Here is a 6,154-nt window from a genome sequence, read left to right as displayed (position 1 = left end):
CCCTCTGGCCGCCGTCCTGGCGGCCAGTCCTGGATGCGCGCCTGCGTTCCCGCCAGGTTTCCTTGATGCGCCCAACCCCCATGCGGTGAGTCCGTTATTCGTCAGTGGCTTTTCAGAGGCTGAAAATCATAAAAAAAGTTATATCCTTTATATTTCAGCCTGTATCAGCTCAGTTAGTGAATCAACCGAATTAGATTTTCGTTTAAACCACCAATAATGCGATTGCCGCTGACAAATAAAACAAAAGACAACACCGATGATTTGCTTAAGTGAACGGCATCAGGCACACATGCCCACCTTTGGCGGGTATGTATGAGACGGATAACAAACCTGTTTTAACGATTCTGCCGGGTCACGGAACCCAGAAACGGCGGCGAGAGAGTATCGCCGCCGCTGAGAAAATAATTATGCCGGACGCACGCCCAGGGTGTGGCAAATCGCGTAACTCATTTCCGCACGGTTTAGCGTGTAGAAGTGGAAATCCTTGACGCCTTCGCGGCTTAAAATTTTCACCATATCCATGGCGATGTTGGCTCCCACCAGTTGGCGAGTTTCGGCGTCATTATCCAGGCCTTCGAACATTTTCGCCATCCACGCCGGAATACGGACATTGGTCATATCGGCAAACTTTTTCGCCTGTTTAAAGTTCGAAACGGGCAGAATACCCGGAATAATCTCTACGTCGATGCCGGCGGAGACACAACGGTCGCGAAAACGCAGGTAGCTTTCCACGTCAAAGAAGAACTGGGTAATCGCGCGATTCGCCCCCGCATCCACTTTATGCTTCAGATTCAACAGATCTGCCTGCGCGCTTTTAGCTTCCGGATGCACTTCCGGGTAAGCGGCGACGGAGATATCAAAATCCCCCACCTCTTTCAACAGCGTGACCAGGTCGACCGCGTACATATCCGGCTTGCCGCTGCCCGGCGGCAGGTCGCCGCGCAGCGCAACAATATGGCGAATCCCGCTGTCCCAGTAATCCTGGGCGATGGTACGCAGCTCATCACGACTGGCGTCAATGCAGGTCAGATGCGGCGCCGCTTCCAGGCCAGTACGCTCCTTTATCCCTTTAATAATGCTATGGGTACGATCGCGTTCACCGGAGTTAGCCCCATAGGTGACGGAGACAAATTTCGGCTTCAGGCTGCTCAGGCGATCGATGGATTTCCATAGTGTTTGCTCCATTTCACTGGTGCGCGGCGGAAAGAATTCAAAGGAGACATTAATCTGCCCCTGCACTTCCGCCAGGCTCTGATTCAGGGCTTCCCGCTGATTGGCGTGAAAAAAGCTCATACCTTACCTCATCAATCGCATTTTTGTTTGTCGTATCGCGAACTTCTATACGTTTAGACGTCCAGATGTAAAAATGACGGAAAAGTATGCAGGCGTCAATAGAAAAATCAGCGTAAAGAGTGAGGAATATTCAGACAAGATGAAATTGATTCATGTCACGTCCACTAACCCCATGATTTTTCAAATACTGCTATCAACTCATCAGACAAACGATTGTTGCCAGGCAGTGTCACAACACCCAGGCCAGGCGGAAGCTGCTGGCTGGCATCGTCCAGATGGCGAAACACTACCCATTCAAGCTGAATGGCCGAAAATGATGCGAGTAATGCTGCGATTAACGGCTTGTGATACGGCAATGAGAGCATCTCGCCGCAGGGTTAAATGTCGGGCTGACGCGAGAAGAAATGACGGAAGTTATTATGCAGATGGCGGTGTACGCCGGATTCCCGGCGGCTCTGAATGGCCTGTTTGCCGCCAAAGAAGTTTTTGCCGCACATTAATCTGAAAAGATCCGCTATGTCAGGTTAATGGGACGTTCTGCTGAGAACCCAGGCGCCCATCCTCTGGCCGCCAGGACGGCGGATGGGCGCGACAGCATAAAATGGCCTGCGCTTACACGAACCTTTTACGCGATCTTACAGCAATTGCGCCAGTCGATTAATATCGGACTGAATCGCGCCGGCGGTGACGTCGCGACCGGCGCCCGGCCCGCGGATCACCAGCGGGTTATCACGATACCAGCGGCTGTCGATAGCAAAAACGTTATCACACGGCAGCAGCGACGCCAGAGGATGATCTTCGCGCACTGCTTCAACGCCCACGCGCGCTTTACCATTGGCGTCAAAACGCGCCACGTAGCGCAACACCAGACCCATTTCACGCGCCGCTTCCAGGCGCTGCAGCATCTGGTCATTCAGCTCTTCGCCATTCTCGAAGAAATGATCGACAGACCCCTCTTCGCAGTGAACTGGCACCAGCGATTCGACGCGTACCTGATCCGGTTCGATGTCATAGCCCGCTTCACGCGCCAGAATCACCAGCTTACGCATGACATCTTTCCCGGAAAGATCGACCCGCGGGTCCGGCTCAGTCAACCCCTGCTGCCAGGCCTGATCGACAAGGTCAATAAACGGCACCGTACCGTCAAACTGCAAAAATAACCACGAGAGCGTGCCGGAGAAAATGCCGCTCAGCGCCAGAATGGTATCGCCGCTATCAATCAAATCGCGCACCGTGTGGTTTATCGGCAAACCGGCCCCCACGGTGGCGTTATACAGCCAGTGACGGCCCGTTTTCTCAAACGCATCGCGGATTTGACGATACTTACTGCTGCTACTGGCGCCCGCCAGCTTATTTGCGCTGATAACATGGAAACCATGACTGGCGAAATCGAGGTACTGATCGGCCAGTTGTTCGCTGGCTGTCACGTCCAGCACCACCAAATCATCGTACGGATGCGCGCGCATCCACAGGAACAACGACTCTTCATCCTGTTCCACGGCTTCATCATTAAAGAAAGCCAGCGCGCGGCTGGCATCAAGACCGGCATAATTGAGCAAGCTACGGCGGCTATCCACTACCCCGGCAAGGATAAATTCAAAACCCGTGCGCGCGGAAAGCGTGGTCTGCTCGCGGGCAAACAGTTCCAGCCAGCGGGAACCAATATTCCCTTTGCCAAACAGCACCAGACCAATACGCTTTTCCGCGCGGAACAGCGACTGATGCAGGCCCTGAATCAAGCTCTCGGTTGGCCCGGCGCGCAGCACCGCCACCAGACTGATCCCCTCTTCTGATTGCCAGGTAAACTCCACCGGCTGCCCTTTCAGTTGCTGCCAGAAGCGGTGACAGTGCAGCGGATTACGGGTCACCCCCGCGCCGACCATCGCCACCAGCGCCAGATTTTGACGCAGGCGCAGCTCGCCCGGCAGGCCAGCCTCATCCAGGAGTTTCAGCGCGCTGTCAGCAACTTCGGCGGTATAGCAAAACTGCAGCAGCTTACGATCGGCATGAACGCCGACGGCCAGCGGACGCAGCTGAGCGCGTTTTAAAATCGCATCCAGCTCTTTATATGTCAGTTTGAAATCCTGACCCGCCGGCACCTGGAACTCAATCAGGCAGACATCATCATGGCTGGTGACAATACGCGCCCCGGTGCCGGAAGCCAGCACGCGTTCGATACGCGTCGACCCCTGATCCGGGGTGTAGCTACAGCGTAATTGTAAATCGATATCGCTGCCGGATACCGGCTGTAACGTACGGGCATGCAGCACCGGTGCCGCCAGACGAGCCAGCTCGCTGGCTTCATCAAGACGCAGCAGCGGCAGCAGACAGGCATCTTTCACCTTACGCGGGTCCGCACTGTAGACCCCGGCCACGTCGCTCCAGATAGTAACGCGAGACACCCCGGCCAGGGCGCCAATTTGCGTGGCGGAGTAGTCGGAACCGTTACGCCCCAGCAGCACGGTTTCCCCGGCGTTGTTGCGCGAAATAAAGCCCGTCACCACCAGGCGTTTATTCGGATGCTGTGCCATCTGTTGTTGCAAAAGTGGATAAGACAACCCCTCATCCACTTGCGGCTGCGCGGAGCGCTCGGCGCGTAAGAAGCTACGCGCATCCAGCCAGGCGGCGTCCATACCCAGATGATTCAGCACCGCCGCCATCAGGCGAGCTGACCAGACTTCACCGTGACCGACCACCTCGGCGTAGACTGCATCCGTAACACCGCCATCAAGCAGAGCGGCCAGCCGTTCAAGATCCTGAATGAACATCGCGATCAGCGTATCCGCAGCCTCCGCTGACAATAATCCACATATCAGATCCATCTGATAACGACGAAGCGATTGTTGCACCTGATGCGCAGAGAGGCGATCCGTCTGGCTGAGCTTCAGCCAACTGATCAACTGGTTGGTGGTACTGCCTGCTGCAGAGACGACCATCATATCGCCCGCCTGCGAATACTCCGTCATGATCCCCGCGACGCGCAGGTAACATTTCGCATCAGCTAAACTACTCCCACCAAATTTGTGCAGTTGACGACCCTTCGCCCCTGCCTGCGCAATCACACTCATGTTTATTCCTCGTTTGCTGCCCGGAAGCCATTTTCCAGATCGGCAATTAAATCTTCACCATCTTCAATACCGGTTGAAATACGTAACAGCGTTTCTGAGATCCCCGCTGCCGCACGCGCTTCAGGCGACATGCCCGCGTGAGTCATTGTCGCCGCATGGGAAATCAGGCTTTCTACGCCTCCCAGTGATTCCGCCAGCGTGAACAGGGATAGTCCACTCAGGAAACGACGCAGCGTCTGCTCATCGCCATCCAGTTCGAAACTTAACATTGCGCCAAAACCTTTTTGCTGACGCGCCGCAATCTCATGTCCCTGGTTTTCCGGCAGCGACGGATGGTACAGTTTTTTTACTAGCGGTTGCGATTTCAGATAGTCGACAATCGCCAGCGCATTACGTTGCGCCGCCTCCATACGCGGAGAGAGCGTACGTAAACCACGCAGCAGCAGGTAGCTATCAAATGCGCCGCCGGTAACGCCGATATTATTCGCCCACCATGCCAGTTCGGTGACAGTGGCCGGATCTTTGGCGATCACCACTCCGGCCACCACATCAGAGTGGCCGTTCAAATATTTGGTGCATGAATGCAACACCAGATCGGCGCCCAGCGCCAGCGGATTCTGCAATGCCGGGCTCAGGAAAGTGTTATCCACGACGCTCACCGCGCCAGCCTCACGCGCCAGCCCGCAGATTTTCGCAATATCCACCACCCTCAGCAATGGATTACTTGGACTTTCCACCAGCACCAGCTTCGGTTTTTCCGCCAGCGCGGCGCTCAGCGCCTGTTCGTCATTCTGATCGACAAACCGCACGCGATAGCTGCCGCGTTTTGCCAGGCTATCAAACAGGCGATAGCTGCCGCCGTAGCAGTCATGCGGCGCCACCAGCAGATCGCCAGGTTTCAGGAAAACGGTGGTAACCAGCAGAATCGCCGACATACCGGTATTGGTCAGAACCGCTCCTGCGCCGCCCTCCAGCTCTGCCAGCGCACGCTGAACCACATCACGGGTTGGGTTACCGCGGCGAGAATAGTCGTGAGCGCGAGGTTCGTTAAATCCGGTGAAGTTATAGGTGCTGGAGAGGTGAATCGGCGGGACAACGCAACCGTACTGCTCGTCGTCATTTAAACCGCTACGCACTGCGATGGTGGCCTGTTTACGCGTCATGTTGGGGAGTTCCTGAGCTGAATCGGTGAAAAGTCAGGTTCCAGAGTAAACATTGTTACAATGGACGTCAATACATCTGGACATCTAAACTTCTTTGCGTATAGATTGAGCAAACGAGAAATAGCCGTTAAAATTATATGCATTAGCGCACATCCATGGCGGCTTGTTTGGTGTCAGACGCGCCCCTCTACGGTAAACTACGCGCAAGTATGGCCTGAATTTGCATTTCTGGCCCTTAACTAAATAAACAGAGGATTAAGGTAACTCATGGCTGAATGGAGCGGCGAATATATCAGCCCATACGCTGAGCACGGTAAGAAGAGTGAGCAAGTAAAAAAAATTACGGTTTCCATTCCTCTGAAGGTGTTAAAAATCCTCACCGATGAACGCACGCGTCGTCAGGTGAACAACCTGCGTCACGCCACCAACAGCGAACTGTTGTGTGAAGCATTCCTGCATGCCTTTACCGGTCAACCGTTACCTAACGATGAAGACCTGCGTAAAGAGCGCAGCGATGAAATCCCGGAAGCGGCGAAACAGATTATGCGTGAGATGGGGATCGACCCGGATACGTGGGAATATTAAGCCAGTAAAAAGGGCAAAAGTGCGCTTCTGCCCTTTTCCTTTCGC

Annotated in this window: 5 protein-coding genes and 1 pseudogene; 3 read left to right on the top strand and 3 right to left on the bottom strand. The window is 54.7% G+C overall.

The features are described from left to right. Positions 1-217: hypothetical protein (locus ABK821_RS12710; protein WP_395033948.1), on the top strand; the 217-nt coding region annotated here is incomplete at its 5' end. A 188-nt stretch (positions 218-405) separates the two neighbouring features. On the opposite strand, the gene metF is transcribed toward ABK821_RS12710, so the two are convergent. Then, entirely contained in the window at positions 406-1,293 is an 888-nt protein-coding gene (gene metF, locus ABK821_RS12705; protein ID WP_142503173.1) for a methylenetetrahydrofolate reductase, read from the bottom strand. 362 nt (positions 1,294-1,655) lie between these two features. Between metF and ABK821_RS12700 the strand changes: the two are divergent. Beyond that, positions 1,656-1,793 (top strand): annotated as a pseudogene (locus tag ABK821_RS12700) (carboxymuconolactone decarboxylase family protein); the annotation flags it as partial. A gap of 135 nt (positions 1,794-1,928) precedes the next feature. Here ABK821_RS12700 and ABK821_RS12695 read toward each other — a convergent pair. Both ABK821_RS12695 and metB read right to left on the bottom strand, forming a co-directional pair. Further along, on the bottom strand, positions 1,929-4,361 hold the full coding sequence (locus tag ABK821_RS12695) for a bifunctional aspartate kinase/homoserine dehydrogenase II (protein WP_138362851.1): 2,433 nt from the start codon (positions 4,359-4,361) through the stop codon (positions 1,929-1,931). Between the two features lie 2 nt (positions 4,362-4,363). Beyond that, a complete protein-coding gene (gene metB, locus ABK821_RS12690; protein ID WP_308561969.1) occupies positions 4,364-5,524 on the bottom strand; it encodes a cystathionine gamma-synthase in 1,161 nt (386 codons plus the stop codon). Between the two features lie 267 nt (positions 5,525-5,791). Between metB and metJ the strand changes: the two genes are divergently transcribed. Further along, positions 5,792-6,109: a met regulon transcriptional regulator MetJ gene (gene metJ / locus ABK821_RS12685; RefSeq protein WP_004869405.1), complete on the top strand. Its 318-nt coding sequence runs from the start codon at positions 5,792-5,794 to the stop codon at positions 6,107-6,109. The last annotated feature ends 45 nt before the right edge of the window (positions 6,110-6,154 follow it).

This window comes from Klebsiella sp. KE9456 (assembly GCF_043832615.1).
GTDB classification, from domain to species: domain Bacteria; phylum Pseudomonadota; class Gammaproteobacteria; order Enterobacterales; family Enterobacteriaceae; genus Klebsiella; species Klebsiella indica.
The sequence above is the reverse complement of the archived record's forward strand: the minus strand, read 5'-3'. Positions and strand labels throughout refer to the sequence as shown.